Origin of the sequence: Moraxella equi (assembly GCF_002027555.1) — a bacterium.
Lineage (GTDB): Bacteria > Pseudomonadota > Gammaproteobacteria > Pseudomonadales > Moraxellaceae > Moraxella > Moraxella equi.
The window spans coordinates 1-1,833 of sequence record NZ_MXAP01000118.1 but is presented as its reverse complement, the minus strand read 5'-3'; the positions used below and the strand labels follow the sequence as shown (position 1 = coordinate 1,833).

The 1,833-nt window shown below is 45.9% G+C and carries 1 protein-coding gene and 1 pseudogene; both read left to right on the top strand.

Features of this window, described 5'->3' with window-relative positions:
• Positions 1–142: 142 nt before the first annotated feature.
• Positions 143–1,408 (top strand): putative DNA modification/repair radical SAM protein, encoded by a 1,266-nt coding sequence (locus B5J93_RS11000; protein ID WP_079326418.1) that lies wholly within the window; start codon positions 143–145, stop codon positions 1,406–1,408.
• 94 nt (positions 1,409–1,502) lie between these two features.
• Positions 1,503–1,833: pseudogene (locus B5J93_RS10995) on the top strand (TIGR03915 family putative DNA repair protein); the annotation flags it as partial.

Below are 1,833 nucleotides of genomic sequence, written 5' to 3'. Positions count from 1 at the left end.
AAAATTGAAAATTGAAAAATCTCTTGAAATTGATGTATCACGCCCCCATTTTTTTTAAAATTTTAATAAAATCATAAAGTTATACTCCGATACCAGAGCAGTTTATCAAGTTTTATTTTATCAAGGATTACCATCATACGCCATGACCATCAATTTTGACCGTATCCAAAGCAAGCTCAACATTCTAGCTGACGCCGCCAAATATGACGTCTCTTGCTCATCATCAGGTTCAAACCGCAAAAACCAAGGGGGCTCTCTTGGCAATTCGTCTACATCGGGCATTTGCCACAGTTTTACCGACGATGGGCGGTGCGTGAGCCTACTCAAAATCCTATTTACCAACCACTGCATTTATGATTGTAGTTACTGCACGTCAAGACGTAGCCATGACACGCCCCGAGCCGCCTTTACGGTCGAAGAAGTGGTGGATTTGACCATGCAATTTTATCGGCGAAACTACATCGAAGGGCTGTTTTTGAGCTCAGGCATATTCAAAAGTGCCGACTATACGATGGAGCGACTCGTTGAAGTGGCACGGCGACTGCGTGAAGAAGAACGCTTTGGCGGTTATATCCATCTAAAAACCATACCAGGGGCATCGCCTGAGCTTTTACGCCAAGCAGGTCTGTATGCTGACCGCCTAAGTGCCAATATCGAGATTCCGACCATCTCAGGGCTAAAACTGCTCGCCCCCGAAAAAACCCACGACCAACTAAAAGCCCCCATGCAAACGGTCAAAGATGAGATTGTGGTATTCAAAGACAGCAAAAAGCACCACAAAAAAGCCCCCAAATTTGTCCCCGCAGGACAGACCAGCCAAATGATAGTGGGAGCAACGGGCGAGACGGATTTGCAAGTGGTGAGTCTTGCCAGTCATGTTTATCAAAAATACGACCTAAGACGGGTGTATTATTCAGGCTATGTGCCTGTATTGGCGGACAAAAATCTGCCTGCTCTCTCCACGCCTGTGCCGATGGTGCGTGAAAACCGCCTGTATCAAGCCGACTGGCTCATGCGGTTTTATGGTTTTTTAGCTCATGAGATTGTCACGCCTGACGAGCCTTTTTTGGACTTAGAGTGCGACCCCAAATTGGCATGGGCGATACGCCACCGTGAGTTTTTCCCCGTGCATATCCAAACCGCTCCCTATGAGATGATACTTCGCATACCCGGTATTGGGGTCAAGACCGCCAAAAAAATCATCAAAGCAAGACAGTTTCGCACGCTGACTTTGGAGCATATCCAAAAGATGGGGGCGGCGGTCAATCGTGTCAAGTATTTTATGGCGTTGTCGGGCAAAAATGAACATTTGGCACATTTGACCAAGGATAATTTTAGGCAATATCTTATCGGACGAACCCAAACCAAATTCAAAGACGAGCGAACAGGACAGCTTGCTTTGTTTTAAGGTTTTATCAATACGCCCAAGATGTTTTTTGTGATATCGGCGTGCATAATATTGCCCACTGTAATATGCTTATTTTGATAAATTGGAAAATAATTTGGATTTATTAACCATCGATGACAGCATTACCCTAACCCATGACAGCGATTTTGATGGCTGGCTGACGGCGGTGTTTGTCTGTTATGAGCAAAAGTGCACAGACAGGGCGACATTGGTGTGTCGTCATGAGTACATACCAAAGTTTTTTGACACGGTCGTGGATGTAACAACCGACCCTGCCAAAGCCGAACGGGTGCTGACCAAGCTCACCCAAACGCTTGGCAAAGATGGCATAAGACAGCTCATGTGGGCGTACTTATCCGAGCTTGACTATATCCCAAACGTGCTGTTTGGTGTGGTCAAATACGCCCTATACCAACCGAACTTAA